The sequence below is a fragment of the Paenibacillus xerothermodurans genome (assembly GCF_002220865.2).
GTDB lineage: Bacteria > Bacillota > Bacilli > Paenibacillales > NBRC-103111 > Paenibacillus_S > Paenibacillus_S xerothermodurans.
Map to the genome: position 1 here is coordinate 193,798 of NZ_NHRJ02000001.1, position 19,080 is coordinate 212,877.

The 19,080-nt window shown below is 49.6% G+C and carries 24 protein-coding genes and 2 tRNA genes; 7 read left to right on the forward strand and 19 right to left on the reverse strand.

The window, feature by feature from the left end; translation table 11 throughout:
* Window positions 1–150 precede the first annotated feature (150 nt).
* On the forward strand, window positions 151–453 hold the full coding sequence (locus tag CBW46_RS00805; RefSeq protein ID WP_089198131.1) for a hypothetical protein: 303 nt from the start codon (window positions 151–153) through the stop codon (window positions 451–453).
* Window positions 454–601: 148 nt separating this feature from the next.
* Here CBW46_RS00805 and CBW46_RS00810 read toward each other — a convergent pair whose 3' ends face one another.
* From CBW46_RS00810 to CBW46_RS00820, 3 genes are all read right to left on the reverse strand, one after another.
* Window positions 602–1,060 (reverse strand): DinB family protein, encoded by a 459-nt coding sequence (locus CBW46_RS00810; protein ID WP_165842165.1) that lies wholly within the window; start codon window positions 1,058–1,060, stop codon window positions 602–604.
* Between the two features lie 94 nt (window positions 1,061–1,154).
* Window positions 1,155–2,150, reverse strand: a complete 996-nt coding sequence (locus tag CBW46_RS00815) for an MFS transporter (RefSeq protein ID WP_207802216.1) — start codon at window positions 2,148–2,150, stop codon at window positions 1,155–1,157.
* A gap of 238 nt (window positions 2,151–2,388) precedes the next feature.
* Window positions 2,389–3,087, reverse strand: a complete 699-nt coding sequence (locus CBW46_RS00820) for a PIG-L deacetylase family protein (protein WP_089198133.1) — start codon at window positions 3,085–3,087, stop codon at window positions 2,389–2,391.
* A gap of 189 nt (window positions 3,088–3,276) precedes the next feature.
* Between CBW46_RS00820 and CBW46_RS21135 the strand changes: the two genes are divergently transcribed.
* Entirely contained in the window at window positions 3,277–3,429 is a 153-nt protein-coding gene (locus tag CBW46_RS21135) for a hypothetical protein (RefSeq protein ID WP_165842166.1), read from the forward strand.
* A 53-nt stretch (window positions 3,430–3,482) separates the two neighbouring features.
* On the opposite strand, the gene CBW46_RS00825 is transcribed toward CBW46_RS21135, so the two are convergent.
* Entirely contained in the window at window positions 3,483–3,791 is a 309-nt protein-coding gene (locus CBW46_RS00825) for a Dabb family protein (protein ID WP_089198134.1), read from the reverse strand.
* A 265-nt stretch (window positions 3,792–4,056) separates the two neighbouring features.
* Here CBW46_RS00825 and CBW46_RS00830 point away from each other — a divergent pair, with 265 nt between their 5' ends.
* On the forward strand, window positions 4,057–4,323 hold the full coding sequence (locus tag CBW46_RS00830; RefSeq protein ID WP_089198135.1) for a DUF2533 family protein: 267 nt from the start codon (window positions 4,057–4,059) through the stop codon (window positions 4,321–4,323).
* 179 nt (window positions 4,324–4,502) lie between these two features.
* Here CBW46_RS00830 and CBW46_RS00835 read toward each other — a convergent pair whose 3' ends face one another.
* Together CBW46_RS00835 and fumC are read right to left on the reverse strand one after the other, a co-directional pair.
* Complete coding sequence (locus tag CBW46_RS00835) at window positions 4,503–4,724, reverse strand: NUDIX hydrolase (RefSeq protein WP_089198136.1); 222 nt, start codon at window positions 4,722–4,724, stop codon at window positions 4,503–4,505.
* A gap of 177 nt (window positions 4,725–4,901) precedes the next feature.
* On the reverse strand, window positions 4,902–6,287 hold the full coding sequence (fumC, locus tag CBW46_RS00840; RefSeq protein ID WP_089198137.1) for a class II fumarate hydratase: 1,386 nt from the start codon (window positions 6,285–6,287) through the stop codon (window positions 4,902–4,904).
* Between the two features lie 190 nt (window positions 6,288–6,477).
* Here fumC and CBW46_RS00845 point away from each other — a divergent pair, with 190 nt between their 5' ends.
* The gene (locus tag CBW46_RS00845) at window positions 6,478–7,227 is read left to right on the forward strand and encodes a PAS domain S-box protein (RefSeq protein WP_089198138.1); all 750 of its coding nucleotides are present in this window, start codon (window positions 6,478–6,480) and stop codon (window positions 7,225–7,227) included.
* A 450-nt stretch (window positions 7,228–7,677) separates the two neighbouring features.
* Here CBW46_RS00845 and CBW46_RS00850 read toward each other — a convergent pair whose 3' ends face one another.
* The gene (locus tag CBW46_RS00850; RefSeq protein WP_089198139.1) at window positions 7,678–8,613 is read right to left on the reverse strand and encodes an aldo/keto reductase; all 936 of its coding nucleotides are present in this window, start codon (window positions 8,611–8,613) and stop codon (window positions 7,678–7,680) included.
* A gap of 452 nt (window positions 8,614–9,065) precedes the next feature.
* Between CBW46_RS00850 and CBW46_RS00855 the strand changes: the two genes are divergently transcribed.
* On the forward strand, window positions 9,066–9,368 hold the full coding sequence (locus tag CBW46_RS00855; RefSeq protein WP_243633124.1) for a hypothetical protein: 303 nt from the start codon (window positions 9,066–9,068) through the stop codon (window positions 9,366–9,368).
* A 330-nt stretch (window positions 9,369–9,698) separates the two neighbouring features.
* On the opposite strand, the gene CBW46_RS00860 is transcribed toward CBW46_RS00855, so the two are convergent.
* The 7 genes from CBW46_RS00860 to CBW46_RS00890 all read right to left on the reverse strand — a co-directional run bounded on the left by CBW46_RS00860 (window position 9,699) and on the right by CBW46_RS00890 (window position 12,284).
* A tRNA-Leu gene (locus CBW46_RS00860) sits at window positions 9,699–9,783 on the reverse strand.
* Window positions 9,784–9,795: 12 nt separating this feature from the next.
* Window positions 9,796–9,880 (reverse strand) — tRNA-Leu (locus tag CBW46_RS00865).
* Window positions 9,881–10,272: 392 nt separating this feature from the next.
* Window positions 10,273–10,689, reverse strand: coding sequence for a spore germination protein GerPE (locus CBW46_RS00870; RefSeq protein WP_089198140.1), 417 nt, complete (start codon window positions 10,687–10,689; stop codon window positions 10,273–10,275).
* Window positions 10,686–11,099, reverse strand: coding sequence for a hypothetical protein (locus CBW46_RS22120; protein WP_341538158.1), 414 nt, complete (start codon window positions 11,097–11,099; stop codon window positions 10,686–10,688). The genes CBW46_RS00870 and CBW46_RS22120 overlap by 4 nt, the downstream gene beginning before the upstream one ends.
* The gene (gene gerPC / locus CBW46_RS00880) at window positions 11,099–11,746 is read right to left on the reverse strand and encodes a spore germination protein GerPC (RefSeq protein ID WP_165842167.1); all 648 of its coding nucleotides are present in this window, start codon (window positions 11,744–11,746) and stop codon (window positions 11,099–11,101) included. Before gerPC ends, CBW46_RS22120 begins: the two co-directional genes overlap by 1 nt.
* A 93-nt stretch (window positions 11,747–11,839) precedes the next feature.
* Window positions 11,840–12,046, reverse strand: a complete 207-nt coding sequence (locus tag CBW46_RS00885) for a spore germination protein GerPB (protein ID WP_089198142.1) — start codon at window positions 12,044–12,046, stop codon at window positions 11,840–11,842.
* 1 nt (window position 12,047) lies between these two features.
* Entirely contained in the window at window positions 12,048–12,284 is a 237-nt protein-coding gene (locus tag CBW46_RS00890) for a spore germination protein (RefSeq protein ID WP_089198143.1), read from the reverse strand.
* 146 nt (window positions 12,285–12,430) lie between these two features.
* On the opposite strand from CBW46_RS00890, the gene CBW46_RS00895 reads away from it, so the two are divergent.
* Window positions 12,431–12,883, forward strand: coding sequence for an Hsp20/alpha crystallin family protein (locus tag CBW46_RS00895; RefSeq protein ID WP_089198144.1), 453 nt, complete (start codon window positions 12,431–12,433; stop codon window positions 12,881–12,883).
* A 54-nt stretch (window positions 12,884–12,937) separates the two neighbouring features.
* A complete protein-coding gene (locus tag CBW46_RS00900) occupies window positions 12,938–13,270 on the forward strand; it encodes a L,D-transpeptidase (protein ID WP_089198145.1) in 333 nt (110 codons plus the stop codon).
* A 360-nt stretch (window positions 13,271–13,630) separates the two neighbouring features.
* On the opposite strand, the gene CBW46_RS00905 is transcribed toward CBW46_RS00900, so the two are convergent.
* The 5 genes from CBW46_RS00905 to CBW46_RS00925 all read right to left on the reverse strand — a co-directional run bounded on the left by CBW46_RS00905 (window position 13,631) and on the right by CBW46_RS00925 (window position 19,040).
* Entirely contained in the window at window positions 13,631–14,026 is a 396-nt protein-coding gene (locus tag CBW46_RS00905) for a YlbF/YmcA family competence regulator (protein ID WP_089198634.1), read from the reverse strand.
* Between the two features lie 78 nt (window positions 14,027–14,104).
* Window positions 14,105–15,454 carry a tRNA (N6-isopentenyl adenosine(37)-C2)-methylthiotransferase MiaB gene (gene miaB, locus CBW46_RS00910; RefSeq protein WP_424445852.1) on the reverse strand — a complete coding sequence of 450 codons (1,350 nt, stop codon included), beginning with the start codon at window positions 15,452–15,454 and terminating at the stop codon, window positions 14,105–14,107.
* A gap of 274 nt (window positions 15,455–15,728) precedes the next feature.
* On the reverse strand, window positions 15,729–16,310 hold the full coding sequence (locus CBW46_RS00915; RefSeq protein ID WP_089198147.1) for a phosphate propanoyltransferase: 582 nt from the start codon (window positions 16,308–16,310) through the stop codon (window positions 15,729–15,731).
* A 124-nt stretch (window positions 16,311–16,434) separates the two neighbouring features.
* A complete protein-coding gene (locus CBW46_RS00920; RefSeq protein WP_089198148.1) occupies window positions 16,435–17,301 on the reverse strand; it encodes a 2-oxoacid:ferredoxin oxidoreductase subunit beta in 867 nt (288 codons plus the stop codon).
* Entirely contained in the window at window positions 17,289–19,040 is a 1,752-nt protein-coding gene (locus tag CBW46_RS00925) for a 2-oxoacid:acceptor oxidoreductase subunit alpha (protein WP_089198149.1), read from the reverse strand. Before CBW46_RS00925 ends, CBW46_RS00920 begins: the two co-directional genes overlap by 13 nt.
* Between the last annotated feature and the right edge of the window lie 40 nt (window positions 19,041–19,080).

The window sequence follows — 19,080 nt, forward strand, 5'->3', positions numbered from 1 at the left end:
CGAACATCGCCAGGCACTATTATTTTGTCCTTCCGTCATACAGCACGGTACTCCTGCTGTACAGACAGCATGCGGATGCGTGAATGTGTCGACGTGTGTTATAATCCATGCATTACTTGGACTCAAGCTATGCATGAAAGGGGAGGCAACATGGCTTTCGGCATCACGAGAGCAGAATTACAGCAGTGGAAAGAGGCGGTAGTTCGCGGCGAGCTTGCCTTCTTGACTCACTATTGGTATGATCCGCGTTTCCCGGATGTGAAAACTGTCACAAAAGTGGGCTGCTCCGATCTCGAGACGTTGGTACAGTGGTGTGAAGCGCGTGGCTTAAACCCACAGTACATTCACCACCGGCGCCCCTTCCCCCACTTCGACCTTATCGGACAGAAGCAGTTGGAGATCCTTCGTCAGGAGCGCCTGCTGACCCATCTCCATCGATTTCGCTTGATCTAGCCTCCGCTGCACCGCTGACGGCTCCTGAATAATTTGCCAATTGCAGGGCAGGCACCCCCCGGCCACATCCGTCACCGGGCCATACCCCCAGAGTCATAGGGAGCAGCCATGTTGGTGCTCCCTTTGTTGTTTTTGCCAATTTTGTAACTCAGCTGTTTAATACTTTCAACATCGCATTGATTGAGCCGGCATGGTTATGCTCATGCATCAGATTCACTTGCAGCAGTTCACCCGCCGTTTCCGCGTTCGCAAAGTTTTCCTTTGCCGCTTGATGCAGTCTTCCTGTGAAGTGTGCGATGATTTGTTGAGGCTGGCCTTTCAATTGTTCAATGATGGTTTCCCAGCTAGGAACGCCATCCCCCCAATCAGAAGGCTTCGTGCCGTTGCCGAAAAACGTGCGATAGGATGCGGGCAGCTGTGAAGCCTCACCTGACAACCCGTACATGATTCCGTCTGTGACCGTCAGAATATGACCCAAATGCCACAAAATATTGTTGTTAAAACCGGGAGGTTGAACCGTGCGGTGCTGGGGCGCACATTTGTCCGCCAGCTCTAAAACACGTTCCCGCAGCATCCCCATAGCTCCAAACAAAAACGCTTCTCTCATAAAAAACATCCTCCCATTATGTATAATAGTGATCTTTACCTTCTAATCATACCCATACTCAACGCCGGCAATCAAGCGGATGGCAGCAGACCGGTTAACCAGCCTGCGTATTCATGCGGTGGCACACCCAAACCAATGCTGCCGCCAATACCATACCGCCGCCCACCACACAGACACCATACCACTGACCGGTGCTCCACGCATAGCTGCCCAGCGCAGAGCCCACTGCGCCGCCAAAAAAAGTGCTGACCATGAAAATGGTGTTCAGCCTCCCGCGGGCGTCCGGAATTAACGCGTAGATACGGGTCTGGTTGGAGACCTGAGAGCCTTGCACGCCTAAGTCAACTAAAATCACACCCAGAATGAGCCCCCACAAGTAATAGCCGGCGAAGCCAAACAACAGGTATGACACCAGCGTGCAAGCGATAAAGAAACCGACAATCCCCGTCGCCCCGAAACGGTCCGCCATCCGCCCCGCCAGCGGTGCTGCCGCTGCACCAAACACACCCACCAAGCCAAACAGCCCGGCGATGCCGCTGCCGTAATAATACGGACTGCCCTCTATAAAGAAGGACAGCGAAGTCCAAAACACACTAAAACTGCCAAACATCATAAAACCGATTAGCGACGCTTCCCTTACCGTAGGTTGTGTTCTCACCAGCTCGGCCATCGACTTAAAGAGTTGGCCATACGTTAGATTCGATTGCGGATAGCTTTTCGGAAGTACCCGCAGCAGCACTGCAGCTAACGCGAGCATCATGCTGGCAGCAATCCAATACATGGCACGCCAGCCCCACAGCTCTCCGACCGCACCTGCCACCGTTCTAGCCAATAGCACGCCGGTCAGCAGGCCGCTCATGACAGTCCCTATAATTTTGCCCCTGTCAGCGGGCGGCGCCATTTGCGCAGCCAGCGGCACGATGAGCTGTGGAATTACCGTTGTGAAGCCAAGCACCAGACTGGCGAAGTACATCCAAGACAAAGTTTGCGCAGCCGCAACACACATGAGAGATACCGTGACCGCGGTCAGCATCGTGACAATTAAACCTCGTCGTTCCCTGATGTCCCCAAGCGGCACAAACAAAAACATACCCGCAGCATAGCGATTTGAGTTAACATCGGCACATATCCTACCTCTTGAGCCGACGCCTCGAAGCTGCGGGAAATGTCTGCGAGCAGCGGCTGATTGTAATATAGATTGGCAACGGTCATCCCGCACGCGACAAAATGGTCCCGGTTGATAGGCCGGCTTCCGTTGATTTCGCGGATTCCAACGTGGAAATTTCCATGCGCCCCTCATGCTCTCCTGTTATTTACTCCCCAGTGATTCACAGAAGATCAGCCATAATTGACCTTTCCTGTTTCACCGGCCACAATGTGCCCCGCTCCCAAGCTAAAACGAAGGATTCGTACCTCCTATTCTCCGGACACGCGCTGAGATCGCCGAAGTACCGTGCAATCGCAAAAATTTGTGATTGGTGTGCTTTTAATGCCGCCGCCTTCAACTCCCAGGATGGTCTGGTGTCAATGTGAACCGAGGGTGTGCGTCCCTGCGCACGCAATGTGTCAGATATACTGTAATACATTTTTTGCACAGACGGACACCGGCCGCTATGTACAGCCTCGGCCGTAATCTTGGAGATCGTCATGTGATCCGGATGAAAGTTGCCTCCATCCTCCGGAAAAGTGAATACGATTTTTAACTCATGTCGATTGATGAATGACACTACTTCATCGACGAATTTCTCCTGATCCATCATATTCAACTTCCCGTCCGGATAGCCCAAATGTTCAACATGATTCAGCCCCAGGATGCGAGCGGCTGTGTCCATTTCCTCTGTTCTCATCGCGGCCAGCTCATCATTCGTCAGATGCGCCACGTCACCATTCTTTTTACCGGCATCGCCCCTGGTGGCAAGCAGCAGAACCGGTCGTTCTCCATTATCCGCGAGGCTCTTGATAAGACAAGCACTGAGAAATGTTTCGTCATCCGGGTGCGCATAGATAAATCCTATGTTTGTAGACATCTTGCTGCCTCCTATGCTGTGTTCATTTGATGAAGTGCGGCTTCGCCTGCCAGATTTGTGCAGCTCTGCACGTTATCCCTACGCCCTTATCGCGCGACCGTGCCGAATGTTTCAAAATACGCAAGCATAGTGTAAAAAAATATGTAGCACAATAGCTTAGATTACTTGGAATAAAAGGAGTGTTTCACCATGGATGGACAACACCACGATTATGATACTAACTTTGACACCATCGACGATATCATTAATTTCTATACCAGCAAACACAGCTCTCAAAATACACCCGGCGAGTCGGACATTCCCGACACAGATGACAGTCCCCATACGCTCGGCAGCGATTGATGTGAACGTCCGCGGTCCAGCGGACGTAATCCTCACGTAGTGCGCACCATGTTTTATGCAGTTGTCTCGAAGTCAATCTCGAGGAAGCGCAGTACCTCTTCATTCCAAAGGTTTTTTACGTAGGCAACATGATCAGGATGGCTGCTATACGCTTCATATGCAGCAAGATCGGCGAACTCCATGGAGAACCCGAAATCATAATCCGTTTTGTTGCTGACCTGACGAAATACCTCAAACCGCTCAACGTACGGAATGGCTGTTAAAGCCGCCTCGCTGTCCCTAAGAAATGCCTGGCTCTCTTCCAGATCCATATCATATTTCAAAGTAAAAATAACGATGTGTTTGATTCTTTTTCCTGACATCCCTGCTCCTCCGTTCAATGCTTTTCTCTAGGGTTCAATCCCTCCACATATGCACACATGTTGCTATACAACCCAGTCCTCTATCAAACAACCTATCACACACATCAATAGCACTATATGATGCCAACACTCAGCGCATTGCTAAGTGATCGGATGGGGATGCGGTACAATCGGTCTCACTACCCCAAACAGCTTGCCGACATACACCATAGCATAGTATCATAGCTATCAGCCCTATCTTACATACAAAAAGGAGCAGCTGTCTATGACCGTACACGAGGCAATCACCCGTCATACACGTAAAATGCAGAAGCATCTAGAAATATTTCAAGAGCTGGACCATGACCGCGAGCAAGCCATAGACAGAGCGGTGGAGCTGTGTCTAGCCGGGCGACCGTTCTCTGTGGACGAGATCAACCGCGTTACGGCCAAAATTAACGAGCATGCCAAACACGGCATATCGCCGACACGCCCGCGTGTCACCCCCGAAATGGTACGAGAGTACGACGACCGGTTATCGCGCTCGAACTGAGCTGGAACCCGCGTCCCAACATTAAAGCCGGCACACGCTCGCGACACACAGCTTAAGCGACAGCGTGAGCAATTTTTCTACCAAACTAAAGCTGTACCACCCGCTCTGCCGCGGCAAATAGCAGTTCGTTAATATCTCACGGTCTATTAAATCGGCAGAAATATATTGCTCGCTATGATCTACGCCGCATGGTAGGAGCCGTCGAAGGGCGCGGCAAGCCAAGCTCCTCCTGCACGTTCCCCGTCGTCAATCGATTCTCCCGCTGCAAGATGCCCGGCACTGGAGATATCCAGCAGGCCGGGAAACGCATCCTCAGCCAGCATGCTGCTTTTGAAAAAAGCAATATCGCCTGCCCATTCTCTTCGCTTAGTATCCAGCATCGAAAGGTACGGTGCTACCATCCTCTCTTATGAACCTCGCTGCGCGTGGCGGTGCCCGCCGGTCAGAGGCACTCATCATAAATATCAAATCGCTTTTCATCCCGCATTATATCCCTGGCAGGCTCCTCGATTCACCAATTTTCGCGTGCTATCTGCTAATTTTATCAAAGATATTCCGCTGCGTCCTGCCTGGGTTGTTCATTTTGGCCGCACCATCTGCTCAGGCCGCACGAAAGCATCAAATTGTTCTTCGGTCAACAGTCCGCTCCGAACTGCCGCTTCCTTCAGCGACAGTCCCACCTGATGAGCCAACTTAGCTATCTTGGCAGCATTGTCATAACCAATGTGCGGATTCAAAGCCGTCACGAGCATCAGTGATCGCTCCACATTGCGTTGAATCACTTCCTTATTCGGCTGTATACCCACCGCACAATGCTGATTAAATGAACTCATCACATCAGCCAGCAGCCTCACTGATTGCAAAAAATTATAGATTATGACCGGCTTAAACACGTTCAACTCAAAATTTCCTTGACTCGCGGCGAAACCAATTGCTGCGTCGTTCCCCATCACCTGGCAGACAACCATCGTCATCGCCTCGCTTTGCGTAGGATTCACCTTGCCGGGCATAATTGAGCTTCCCGGTTCATTGTCAGGGATTATGATTTCCCCGATACCGCACCTTGGACCGCTCGCAAGCCATCTGACATCGTTAGCGATTTTCATCAGATCAGCAGCAAGCGCCTTCATAGCTCCATGCACATACACAACTTGGTCGTGGCTCGTTAAGGCGTGAAATTTATTTTCTGCTGACGTAAACGATTTGCCCGTTGCCCGGCTGATCTCCTCCGCTACCAGCCCGCCAAATTCCGGATGCGCATTCAACCCTGTTCCAACCGCCGTTGCTCCGATTGCCAGCTCCTTCATTGTCTCTATACTTTCTTCTAACATCCGACGTGATTTATCGAGCATGGCCCACCAACCGCTGATTTCTTGTCCCAATGTCAGGGGGGTCGCATCCTGCAGGTGTGTGCGTCCTATCTTCACTATATCGTGAAATGCCTCCATCTTGTTCCTCATCGTATTTCTCAAAGCCGCCAATGCGGGCAGCAGCCGATCCTCTACTTCCAACACGCCTGCTATGTGCAGCGCCGTGGGGAATGTGTCATTGGAGCTCTGGGACTTGTTCACGTCATCGTTCGGATGAACGCGGCTGCCGCTGCCCTGTGCTTCAAGCAGCTGGTTCGCCCGATGCGCAATGACCTCATTAACATTCATGTTCGATTGGGTTCCGCTGCCCGTCTGCCAAACAACCAGTGGAAAATGGTCATCCCAATGGCCCGCGATAATTTCATTGGCCGCTGCGATGATCGCCTGCGCTTTTTCAGTTACCAATGTTCCCAGCTTCTGATTTGCAAACGCCGCGGCCTTTTTCAATATCGCGAAAGCTTTTATTACCTCAAGGGGCATCTTTTCCGTCCCGATTTTGAAATTTTCGCTGCTGCGCTGCGTTTGCGCCCCCCACCACCTGTCCTCCAGAACATAAATTTCACCCATGGTGTCTCGCTCGAGTCTAAACTTCATTCGACTGATCCTCCTTTGGGTTGCCCAATGTATACGATATTTTACCCAGTTCACTGGCGTGCAACGCTGCTTAAACAACATGTACAGCTGCAAAAAATGCGCTGCACCTGTTTCACATGATTCAAAGGTGGTTAAGTAGTGAAGGTGTAGCCGTCGCATCAAACTATGGCGCTCAGGAGGAGTAACATCAATGTACACTTTAGACAGCCGGTTTACCGACGCCGCTGAAGGAATGTATTATACATATGAGGAAGATAATCAAACGAAGTTTTTGGAGATAAACAATGCATTCGTTCATCTGAGCGGCATCCCGAAGTCAGAGCTCTTAGCCGCGGATCCCGACACGCTGTTTGCGCCGGAGTCACTAAAAAAGCTGCCACAGAAGAAAAAACGCCTGAATCAAAAAGGCTATGTATATTCCGAAGATCATTTGATCGGCCGCAATGGTGTGAAATTAAATGTAGAAATTCACAGCAGCAAGCTGCGTTGGGGCCAGCGCGATATTTACTTCCATGTGGTGAAAGACATTTCTGAAAAAAAGTGGATCGCATCCCAGGTACGCAACAAGCTTATTTTGGCGTCTGGTATTTTGGATCAGCAGATGAAAATATCCAGTATTTACAACCATTACGCCCCGCTGCCGTTCATTGAGCCCGAAGAGGGAATGCAGGGACTATCCCTGTTCTCGTTTATTGACAAAACCGATCTGCTGAAAGTTCGACGCTGCTTCGCTAAGTCAATGGAGTATCGTCAGGAAAAACAGGTTACCTTTTTAACCAATGAATCGTACGCTTACGGCGCGATCAAAATGAAGGCTACGGTAAAACCACTGGTCAACGGCAGCAACGACGTCACCAAGGTGGCATTCGTTTTGTGCCGAGCAGACAACGCCGAGGATCTCGCCGAAGAATTTTCGCCGTTAATGTTAGCTTGCTTGTAATTTTGCAGCCCATAAACATACGCATACAACACATAACAAGACAGCTGATCGCACCTTGGGGGGTCGATCAGCTGTTCTCTTTTACTGCGTGGTGTAAATTTAGCCTCGTATGCATACCACGCATTGTTTGTCTCCGAGGAACAAACGCGTGTCTTAAGCACTGGCGTGTTTGCATTTGCATTTTTGAAGTAAATGTGATATAATTTTCGAATGTATCAAAAGCAAACGTACCCGTAGTAATTACCCTCTGTTGGCTTTCTTTTACTCCACTCATAAAAACAAGCTCAAATTCCCAATGACCCTGCAAGAATTTGTTGTGTTACTGATCCACACTGGCGCGGCCTAGGAGCCGCAAGGATGAAAGAGAGGTAGGGCTTTCGTTGTTTTAGTACGCTTAAACCATGTTTTTTATGTTAGAAAGCAAGTTGCAATTGATACTTATGCCAATGCTTATTGTTCCGAATCAATGGCTGCAATAACCTTTCGGCTCACCGTGTCCAAAGCGTTAAGCTCCTCTGAAGAGAATTGAATGTCAACTGCCTCGACATTTTCCTTCATATGCTTAATGCTTTGGGACCCGATGATCGCAGTTGTAAGCGCATTCTGATGAAGCAGCCAGCTAATCGCAATCTGCGCAATGGTTTTATTCCTAGTATCGGCTATCTCTTTCATCAGTAGAATCAACTCTTCCTCGAGCTTCAAGTGCTCGGGCAAAAACAACCTGCGGGTGCTGCGGAAATCATTCTCATCGAGCTGTTTGCCACCGACATGAAACGCCCCCGTCAATATGCCCTTCGCAATAGAGCTGTAACTCATAATAGCTATGTTTTCACGCTCGCAATGAGGCAGCACATCCTCTTCTATCGCACGATGAAGCAAGCTGTACTCAGGCTGAATGATATCGATTTGAGCGAAGTTGGCCGCTTCTTTCAGCTGCGCCAACGAAAAGTTGGACACCCCGATAGCACGAATCAATCCTTCTTCTTTCAGCTTATTAAATTCCCCCAGCGTCTCACCGACCGGAATATCAAAGCTTGGCCAATGAATATAATAAATATCTAGGTAGTCCGTCCGAAGCCGTTTCAAGCTGGCCTCGGCTGATCGTCTCACGTCGTCAGGTGCAAGGTGGGCCCGACTGACCTTGGTAGAGATAATCACGTCTTTGCGCTTACCTTCCAGAGCCGCACCGACCACTTCTTCCGAATGGCCCGAGCCATAGCCTTCCGCCGTATCAAAGGTGGTGATGCCCATCTCGAACGCCGATTCGATTACCTTCATGTTGTTTTCATCGCTAGTGAGCTCCCACGGCCCTCCGCCGAGCTCCCAACAGCCGAAGGTGATCGTCGAAACTTGCATGCCTGTTTGACCTACTAGCTTGGTTTTCATAAGCAGCCTCTCCTTCATTGTAAATGGTCGTGTACTCCGCCTTCTTTTTGGATTGCATCGCCACGCCGCACAATGCACCTCCTAGTACATATTATCACATGTAGCCACTGGTCACATTGTTTCCTCGTCTAAGCTACGGCCACCATCGGGAGGCCCCATGGCTATATTCGCAAGGCTGTGCTCACAGGGTGCAGCCGCATAGCTTAGCACTTCGTTACCATCAGGGTGGTATAGTACCTTTACGACGACATCTTCGCGCCAATGAACACAAAATCAATACAAACAATTCTGCTAAAATAAATGCGTTTATCGTAAAAAAATGATTCTAACACACTGTGATGCCTGTCAAAATTTACCGAGACTCGTCACCTATTGACCGAAATATGTGACCCAGGTTAAAATGTTAAAGTGCTTACAGTTTTTCTAATTTAATCCAAGTGGAGGAATTATCTATGAGTATGGATGTAACTTACCAACCTCCTGCCGGTCAACCACCATATCCGACCCATCAGACGACGCAGGTGCCCGTGATGAGTGTGAAAGACTGGCTCATTACCCTGCTTATTAGTATGATACCGATTGCCGGTATTGTTATGTTTTTTGTATGGGCATTCGGTGACAACACGAATTTGAACAAAAAAAATTACGCTAAAGCCGTGCTCATCATGAGCGGCATTGTGATTGCTTTGTATGTAGTGGTTGTTGTTTTAGTGTTAGTTATCGCGGGCATTTCCGACGCCGGCCGGAGCTATTGAACGGCCGCGGCAGTACAACTAGCACGTACGCTATTAATCCCTAGGCAGCAGCTATGTTACTACGGTGTTGCGAGCGCGATGCCCCGGTGGGAGGACTGACAAGCAGGAAACGCGTAGGCGCTGACTTCTCGATCGACATCATCCACATTGGGCCCTACATCGAGGTGGACCGCGCGGCGGACTATTGGGAAGTACCACTGCACTCAGGTACGCGAGACTGCCGCCCGACATCCAGCCAATGGCACAGCGTTTGCTGCTGCCTCCCAACGATAGACTCACACGAAAAAAATAAAGGCTTCGGACTCTTGGTCCGAAGCCTTTATTGATATATGCGGACGAGAGGACTCGAACCTCCACGGGGGGTTAGCCCACACGGACCTGAACCGTGCGCGTCTGCCAATTCCGCCACGTCCGCTCATTGAATTGATGGTGCGGTCGGAGGGATTTGAACCCTCACACCCAGTGGGCACTACCCCCTCAAGATAGCGTGTCTGCCGTTCCACCACGACCGCGAGCCCTCACAGCTGTTATCTCACAGCCGGATTTATAATATAACATAGGTTTGAAGTGTTTGCAACTGTACTATTTTTACCATATGAACAGTGCTGTGATCCGGCGTCCAGTTAATACTGGTTGAATAGATGGGGCAGAAGACGTCGCTCCCACACTAACTCGGGGGCTGCAGCCGTGGATGATATACGCTGTACACAACGATTAAATTACATACTCTGTGCGCAAAAACATGAAATCCGAGCAACTGGGGTAATATATATGCAAACCAAACGAACTTGGAGGCCAGCTATGAATTCACATTTCTCAGTGGCAGACCTATCCCCATCGCTAGTGTCCGAAATCAAACAGCTGGAAGAACGGCTTCGCGCAGACGTCAACGAAAATATCGTTCTCATTGCGTATTCGGAAGATCCGGCGCAGGAATCTGCGAGCCCGTCGGAGCATCCGCACTGAAGAACTGCCGAATGTACTTTGTTCGGCTCTCTGAGGCTATTCTGCGGTTTGTTCCGATCTGCACGATGCCGGATGTAGAGGCTGACATCACATCAACCCTTCCCACTTGAATTCGATCATATGGGTTGTCAATCGCCAACTCCAGCGTTTCATTGAATTCTGGGGCGGGGATTTCCCTCGCAAACAAGGCGTAGTCGTTGAATTCGCCTTCCCGGCCGTCGAAAACAGCCCCTTCCCTGTGCACCTCCAGTACGCGAGAAATGGGCTCGATTGTGTCATTGTCCCCTACGTGTGCGATGGATGCCATAGTTACCGTGTTGATGTTCAGCTCACGTACCAATGACCATCGCTTCATGAGCCGTTCTCCTCATCCTCGCCGTTCTCCTGCTCATCCTCGCTGTTCTCCTGCGCATCCTTGGCGTGCTCCTGTACATCCTCGGCGTTCTCTTGCGCAGCCTCGTCATGCTCCTGTGCGTCCTCGCCGTTCTCTTGCGCAGCCTCGTCGTGCGCCTGTGCATCCTCGGCGTTCTCTTGCGCAGCCTCGTCGTGCTCCTGTTCATTCTCATCATGCTCTTGCGCATCTTCATTCTGCACCGGGGGCAAAGTGGCCAGCGGCCCCACTAGCAGTGACTCCGGCGGGCTGTCGACAATCGAAGAACAAATCACTTGCTCGGTATCCCCGATCAAAAGGACGGAAGAATTCGTGATCTCTATAATTCTGACATCTCCCACCGTTAATCCGTGATTCACCACCTTCATGTTCATCACTCGCCCACATCCTTTTTCGGTAGTCTATGAAAATAGTTCGCCAATGCCTTTCGAATGTCATTTTGTGTGCGGAACAGCACAGAGTCTTTGATCGAAGGCAATTGATCCGCAATCGCTCCGGGGGACATCTGCTGCAAATAATGCTTTATTCTGTGTTCAATCTGTTTTTTCAAATCCTCGATAATCATATTTTGATGATCTTTATTCAGGTAGTGTCCGCTTTGAGCTTGCAGCCGTTCTATGTGTTGCGGCACCTGCTCATTCATGTATTTGTCAAGCTCCCTGCTAATGTCGTTTGCGAGCTCCACACCCGGCCTCGCCGGCAGGTCGCCAGGCTGCAGCGTATCATCGGGCTCTTCTTCTGCAGCTTCGCTGTCTGTCGCACCGGTGCTGCCGACATCCAGGTCACCCCATGTGCCCGGCGTCAGTCCGATATTCAGCGTCCCATCCAACTGTTCCACCTTGAGTTGATCAAATTTGTACTCGACCCGATCGATGTGAATCCGCTTTTGGTCCCTCAGCATATTCATTTCGCTCTGCATGTCTGACAATCTGCGTTCCATATCGGCGATTTGCCTGGTTTGCATTCCAATCAATCCATGCATTTGATGCACGGTCGCCGCTAACTGATGCCAGTAATTCACATGCATCACCTCCACCATTAGCGTATGCAGACACTACCGATGGGTGTTCGCCCATTCCGGCTCATTTGCCGTACAGCTGCCGTGCCGTTTCTGTTATGTGGGAGAGGGCAACGGCACAAGAAACCGCACCTGGCCGCTTTCACCCAGCTGTCCAGCCGCTTCTTCAAAGCATCCCGTGTTATATAAATTGGATAACGGCTTAATCAGCCCGGCACTTCCGATTTGTACCACCGAAGAGTTAGTTACATTGTTTACACGAAATTGATGGATCACAATATTCTGATGTACAACGAGATCCATATTATGCCACCCCCGAGTTCCCCGCTTTCGCTTGGTTCGAATCCTTAACGTCCTGATCGTTGGTATTTGTGCTGCTTATCGCATTATTGGTCCGTGGGAAATCACCTGCATTGAATGAACCCGCTCCTGCGAAGTATTTGGAGGTGCTTTGCGGCGCAAGCTGTACCGCATCACCAATTTGTACGATGGATCCCTGGCTTACGCTGACTATTTTGAAGCTACCCACAATTGAAGGCATAGATTAAGTCTCCTTTTCCAGTCGTTGTATACTGTATGTTCACCAATGGGTGTAGGCTACTCCGAGTGATAACAAATTCCGTTTGTAGCACATACCAGGTCGCATTCATAATATGGATCATCTGGGCGGAAAGGAGCGTCTGCCGCATGAGCAGAAGTGGCGATACAAACAAATCCTTTTGGCAAACACTCGAAAAGTTAATCGGTGCCAAACTGCCTGACTTGCCTGACGACGAGCAGCTGGATTTATTAAAAGATACATCGTGGGTACAAAATTACGTCAAGCGGGCGTTCGAGCAAGTGGTACCCAAGCAGGAGCCGAGTCAAAACCGCAGCGGCGCAGCTGAAGTCTTCGAAACGCATCATTACGTCATCCTCAAAGTGAAAATGCCGTATGAAGCTGACCCGTTGGTAAAGCTCAGGGTCGATCAGGTGAAAATTGAGTCAGCGCTCAAGAACATAAGCCAGATTATACGGCTGCCCTGTCTTGTCGTCCCGAGCACCGGCAGAGCCACTTATAAAGACGGAGTACTACAGGTCAGAATTAAAAAAAGAAAAATCAGCAAATTATACCGGGATATTTCCGTGAGGTATTTGTGAACGATCAGCGGCAGACTTCAATGTGTGCCTAACCAGGTTACAAAGGAGGTTACTATGCTTCGTATCATCGTTGATTTGTCCGATAGGAGGTTATACTTGTTGGAAAACGACAGAGTGATTCGAGGATTCCCGGTAGGCATAGGCAAGGAGCTAACACGCACCCCCACCGGCAATTATTCCATCGTGAATAAAGCACCTAACCCCGGAGGGCCGTACGGCGCTTTTTGGATGGGATTGTCCAGACCGCATTATGGCATACATGGCACCAACGACCCGGCATCGATTGGGACGCAAGCTTCCCGCGGCTGTATTCGTATGTACAACAAGGATGTTCTTGAATTAGAAAAATTGGTCTCAATCGGTACCAAGGTTACGATTAGAGAGTAAACCCACCAAATTGCGATGTCAGCGTCCATGGTCCCAGCTTTCGGGATAGTTCGCTTCTAGCCGCCTTCCCTGTGCGGTATCCGCAGCGGGCCTTTAAGCCCGGCCTCTCCGATTATGCCTCTCCGATTATGCATAGCTGGCCTGTGGGCCCGGCCTCTCCGATTATGCATAGCTGGCCTGTGAGCTCGTCCTCCTCTACCTATAGCTAGCCTCCGCGGCGCCTAGCCGGTATCGTTGCAGCCGATCCTCGGCCGACGCCCCGGGTGATACGTCTCTACGCGAAAAAACCACCTGCGAGACATGCGCAAAGTGGTTAAATCGGTGTAACATTGATGTGATGAATCATGTCACTCAGAGCTTTTATTCCGTCTTACCATCTTCGACCGCTATCTTCTCGGACACGGTATCCCTAATTACAGACATGACGAGCTGCAGCAAGTAATTGATATCTTCTTGTGACTGACGAAATTCGTTTACGATTGGAATAGCATCCAACTGTTCCTGCAACTCTTCGATCTCTTTTTCGATTTTATCAACCATTTTTTTATTTTGAAAAGATTCGAACGCTACGATTTCTTTCTGTTTCTTTTTGATGGCGCTGATTATCGTCTGAATATGGTCATTTGAGGCGATCTGCGCCTCGGCCTTCTGAAAAAATTGCACCTCATTGGAATTAGAAATCAGTTCAGCCAGTTCCTTTGCTTGCGCTAGAATATCCTCGCTAACGATCATCTCCGTATTCGTGTAATGCTCCATTTCACTGCACTGCATATGAGCATGAGCATGATTATCGTGTCCTGCCACTACCGGTCACACCTCTCCTAATGATTATGCTTATTTTACTGCCGCAGCTGGCACCCATTCCCCTTTGACATACCACGTCTGAGCATCCACTATGTTCACCGGCACCGTCCTGCCGATTAACTCCTTCGGCCCCTTGAAATGAACCAGCTTGTTCGTTCTTGTGCGGCCCGCCAGCACTTCCGGATTGTTCTTGCTTTCGCCTTCCACGAGCACCTCCAGGGCTTGACCGATGATGCGATCATTGCTCTCCTTGCTTAACTGAGCGAGTGCGTCGTTCAGGCGGTACAGGCGGTCTTTCTTCACATCGATAGGCACGTCGTCCGCCATATCCGCTGCGGGTGTGCCTTCACGCGGTGAGTAAATAAAGGTGAACGCACTGTCAAATCTCACTTCTTGCACTAGAGAGAGCGTCTCCTGAAAGTCCTCCTCCGTCTCACCCGGGAACCCGACGATGATGTCCGTTGTCAAGCCGACATCCGGTATCGCTGCTTTGATCTTGGATACTAGTTCCAGGTAGAGCTCTCGAGTATATTTGCGGCTCATTTTCTTTAAAATTTGATTGCTCCCCGACTGGACTGGAAGATGGATTTGTTCCACTAGATTGCCTTTTTTGGCGAGCACCTCTATCAAATGGTCGTCAAAGTCACGTGGATGTGAAGTAGTAAAACGGACTCGTGGAATATCTATTTTCGATACATCGTTCATCAAATCCCCAAACCGATACTCTATATCCTCAAAATCCTTGCCGTAGGCGTTTACGTTTTGGCCGAGCAGCATAATTTCTTGGAAGCCTTGTCTCGCCAGGTCCCGCACTTCCGCCAGTACATCCTCCGGTCTGCGGCTGCGTTCTTTGCCGCGCGTGTAAGGCACGATACAGTACGTGCAGAACTTATCGCACCCGTACATAATGTTCACCCAAGCCTTGATACCTTGCCGTTTTTTAGGAAGATTTTCAACGATGTCTCCTTCTTTTGACCACACTTCGATGACCATCTCTTTGCTGAAAAACGCTTCCCTCAACAGCACAGGCAGCCGGTGTATGTTGTGTGTTCCGAAGATCAGATCAACGAAAGGATGCTTCTGCAAAATCCGGTTAACTACCGCTTCCTCCTGAGACATACATCCGCATACGCCCAAAACGAGCGATGGTTTCTCCGCTTTCAAATGTTTTAAATGCCCTAATTCGCCAAACACTTTGTCCTCCGCGTTTTCCCGCACAGCACACGTATTCAACAGGATAACATCCGCTTGACGGCGGTCTTCCGTTGGCTTATAACCCATTTGTTCAAGCAATCCCATGATGGTCTCAGTATCATGCTCATTCATTTGGCAGCCGTATGTTTGAATCAGATAATATCTATCTTTGCCGAACGATTGCATGTCTTCCGGAATATTGAAGTCGTAGTGGACCTGAATCTCCTCTCTGCCCCTCCTCTTTGCATCGGACAATGAAGGAGGCAAGAAGTATTTCTCGTAATTCTTTGTATCTTTAGGCACTGGTGCACCTTCCCTCTATATCAACAAAATAGAATTAATAGAACCTTTGACAATAAATTATAACATTTTTCATGCACTTAATCCATGTCTTAGAAAAGGCGAAATACGCACAAATACGAAAGTACACGACGTGCTTGGAGCGTGACTGAGGTCTAACTCAAGCGTCAACAGATGTTAATAAGTGCGCAATATCCCCTGTTTTGGCGCCGGCCGCGTTGGCCTCGTCCGTGTCGATATGCATCTCTAACGCGTATCTGTCCGACACTCGCGCAATCACCCGTTCAAAAATCAGCGAACGTTCACCTTCTAATTTCACTGTGAGCAGCTGCTTGTCGATAATCCCCCACTTGACGGCATCACTCGTATGAAAATGGATGTGCCGGGCCGTCACAATGAGCCCCTCTACGATCGTAAGCTCTCCTGCCGGACCGATCAGCTTCACGCCTGGCGTCCCTGCGATGTTCCCCGACGCGCGAAGTGGTGCATTCAGGCCTAACGTGACAGCATCCGTACGTGAGACCTCCAACTGTGTTACCGCTCGTGCTGGTCCTACGATGCGGATCTGCTCCAAGGTTCCCCTGGGTCCTACAGCAATGACGGTCTCTTCCGCAGCGAATTGGCCGGGCTGGGACAGCTGCTTCTTCACGTTTAACTGATAGCCTTTTCCGAACAGCTGTTCAATGTGCTCTGCCGATAAATGTATGTGTCGTGCCGACACGCCAAGCGGAATCTGAATCATTGTTGCCTACCACCTCGTTCGTGAATCGCCCAGTGCCTAATTTCGTAGTGACTGGTAACCAATAATATAATCTCACAAACAAAAAGCATATGACAACTGTCATATGCTTCAAAAAACCATTACATTAAATAAATTCCGAGACCAATTTGTTGAAGTCTTCTTGGCTGATTTTCAAATTCTGCTTGGCAAGACCTTCTTCTTTGAAGCCGGGAACGAGGTTTTCATAGCTGGTTTTACTTGTGTTTTGATAAATGAGTCCAGTGAGCAAGCCGTTCGTTTCCATAATCTTAGTCATGGCCATTACCCGGTTGGACGGATCATAATCTGGAATCTCTTCCAAGTCCACGATATTCTCCTTAAACCAGTCATAGGTGTTGACTTTATTGAAAGTGACACATGGACTGAACACGTTGATGAAGGCGAAGCCTTTGTGCTGCATGCCGGCTTCGATTAACGCCGTTAATTGCTTCAGATTACTGGAAAACGATTGGGCTACGAATGTAGCGCCTGCTGCCAACGCCACTTCCAGAGGCGATAAAGCCGTTTCGATGGATCCAGCAGGAGTACTTTTTGTCTTAAAGCCTTCGGAGCTGCGTGGCGAAGTTTGACCTTTCGTCAAACCATAGATTTGGTTGTCCATGACGATATACGTCAGATCGATGTTCCGGCGAATCGCATGCACCGTATGTCCCATACCGATGGCAAAACCGTCTCCGTCTCCGCCTGCGGCCAACACCGTCAGTTCACGGTTAGCCATTTTCAGACCTTGAGCGATTGGCAGTGAGCGCCCATGCACTCCGTGGAAGCCGTATGCGTTGATATAACCGGAGATCCGACCGGAACAGCCGATACCCGAAACAATCGCTAACTGCTCAGGCTCCAATCCTACATTTGCAGATGCACGTTGAATTGCGGCTTGGATAGAGAAATCCCCGCAGCCTGGACACCAATTCGGTTTAATATTATTACGAAAGTCTTTTAACGTTGCCATACAAGGTTCAACTCCTGACAAAATGTAGTGATTTCTGCTGGCAAGAAAGGATTACCGTTATATTTCAATAAGCTTTTAATTTTGTCGGCATTGCCACAGTTTAGTTTGATCAAGGACGCCAGTTGAGCTGTTGCATTGTTCTCTACGACTACTACTGTTTTCGCTTTATCTAGATAAGGCTTGAGTTCATCGGCCGGGAACGGATGCAGCAGTCTCACGGTCACATGGTTTGCTGTGATACCTTTAGCGGACAAGCGGGTTCTCGCCTCATCGATTGTTCCGCCTGTAGAACCCATGCCGATGATCAACAGTTCAGGCTCTTCATGAGGCGCGTCCACGAGAATAGGGTTGGTGACTTTCACATGCTTCATCTTCTCCAACCTTTTATCCATCATCTTTTTGCGATTTTCCGTACCTTCGGATGGACGGCCCTCTTGGTCATGCTCAACGCCGGTAACGTGGTGGATACCGTATTTTTGACCTGGGATAACGCGTGGCGAAACACCGTCTTCTGTGAATTCATAGCGTTTGAACAGGGTGTTTGCTTCCGTAGCAGGCAGCTCGCCTTCGCTCAGCCGACCGCGGTTGATTTGAATTTTATTGTAATCCAGCATCGCGCAGGATTGTTTTCCAAGTGATAGTTGCAGGTCAGTTAACAAAATAACGGGACATTGGTACTGCTCAGCCAGGTTGAATGCTTCAATTGCATCATAGAAGCACTCTTCGATGGTCGAAGGCGATAGTACGATTTTCGGGATTTCGCCGTGCGTGCCGTAAATCATTGCATACAAATCCGATTGCTCCTGCTTGGTTGGAAGACCCGTACTCGGACCACCGCGCTGCGTATCCACGATAACAACCGGTGTTTCAGTCATGCCAGCCAGCCCGATAGCTTCCATCATCAAGGACAGGCCTGGGCCAGCCGAAGCCGTCATGGCACGCACGCCGCCATAGTTGGCACCGACAGCCATTGTGACCGCAGCGATTTCATCTTCTGTCTGAATGACCGCGCCGCCGAACTTAGGCATTGTTTTGGTCAGATATTCCATGATCTCGGATGCTGGAGTGATCGGGTATGCAGGCATAAAACGACATCCGGCGGTAAGGGCTCCCATACCGATAGCGTCATTCCCTATAATAAACAGCTTTTGTTTGCCATCGGCCGGTTCCAGCTGGAACTCAGGCAATGGACCACCGTTTGCTTCCAAAATAAATTCTGCTGCTTTACGGACGGCTTCAATATTTTTCTCAACCACAGCCGCACCTTTGCGGCCAAACTCTTCTTCCACCGCTTTATTAAACACTTCCAACGGCAAGCCGAGCAATGCCCAAGACGCGCCGGAAGCAGCCATATTCTTAAATAGGGACGTGCCTAACTCTTCGGCGATTGCCGTAATCGGTACAGGAAACAAACGAGCCGTGATCCCTTCTGGTACAACCGGATTAAATTTAGCATCCGCCACGATGACGCCGTTAGCCCGAAGCTCATGCGCGTTCAAATCAATTGTCTCTTGGTCAAATGCAACCAGGATGTCCAGGTCATCGGAAATCGCACGAATTGGCTTCGTACTGATCCTGATCTTGTTGTTGGTGTGGCCCCCCTTAATACGAGAGGAGAAATGACGGTACCCGTACAAATAATATCCAAGACGGTTTAATGCAGTCGAGAAGATTTTGTCGGTACTTTCAACACCTTCCCCTTGTTGTCCTCCGATTTTCCAAGATAGTTGGCTTATCACCGTTGTCCACTCCTTTTAAATGTCACTGACTCTGCAACAG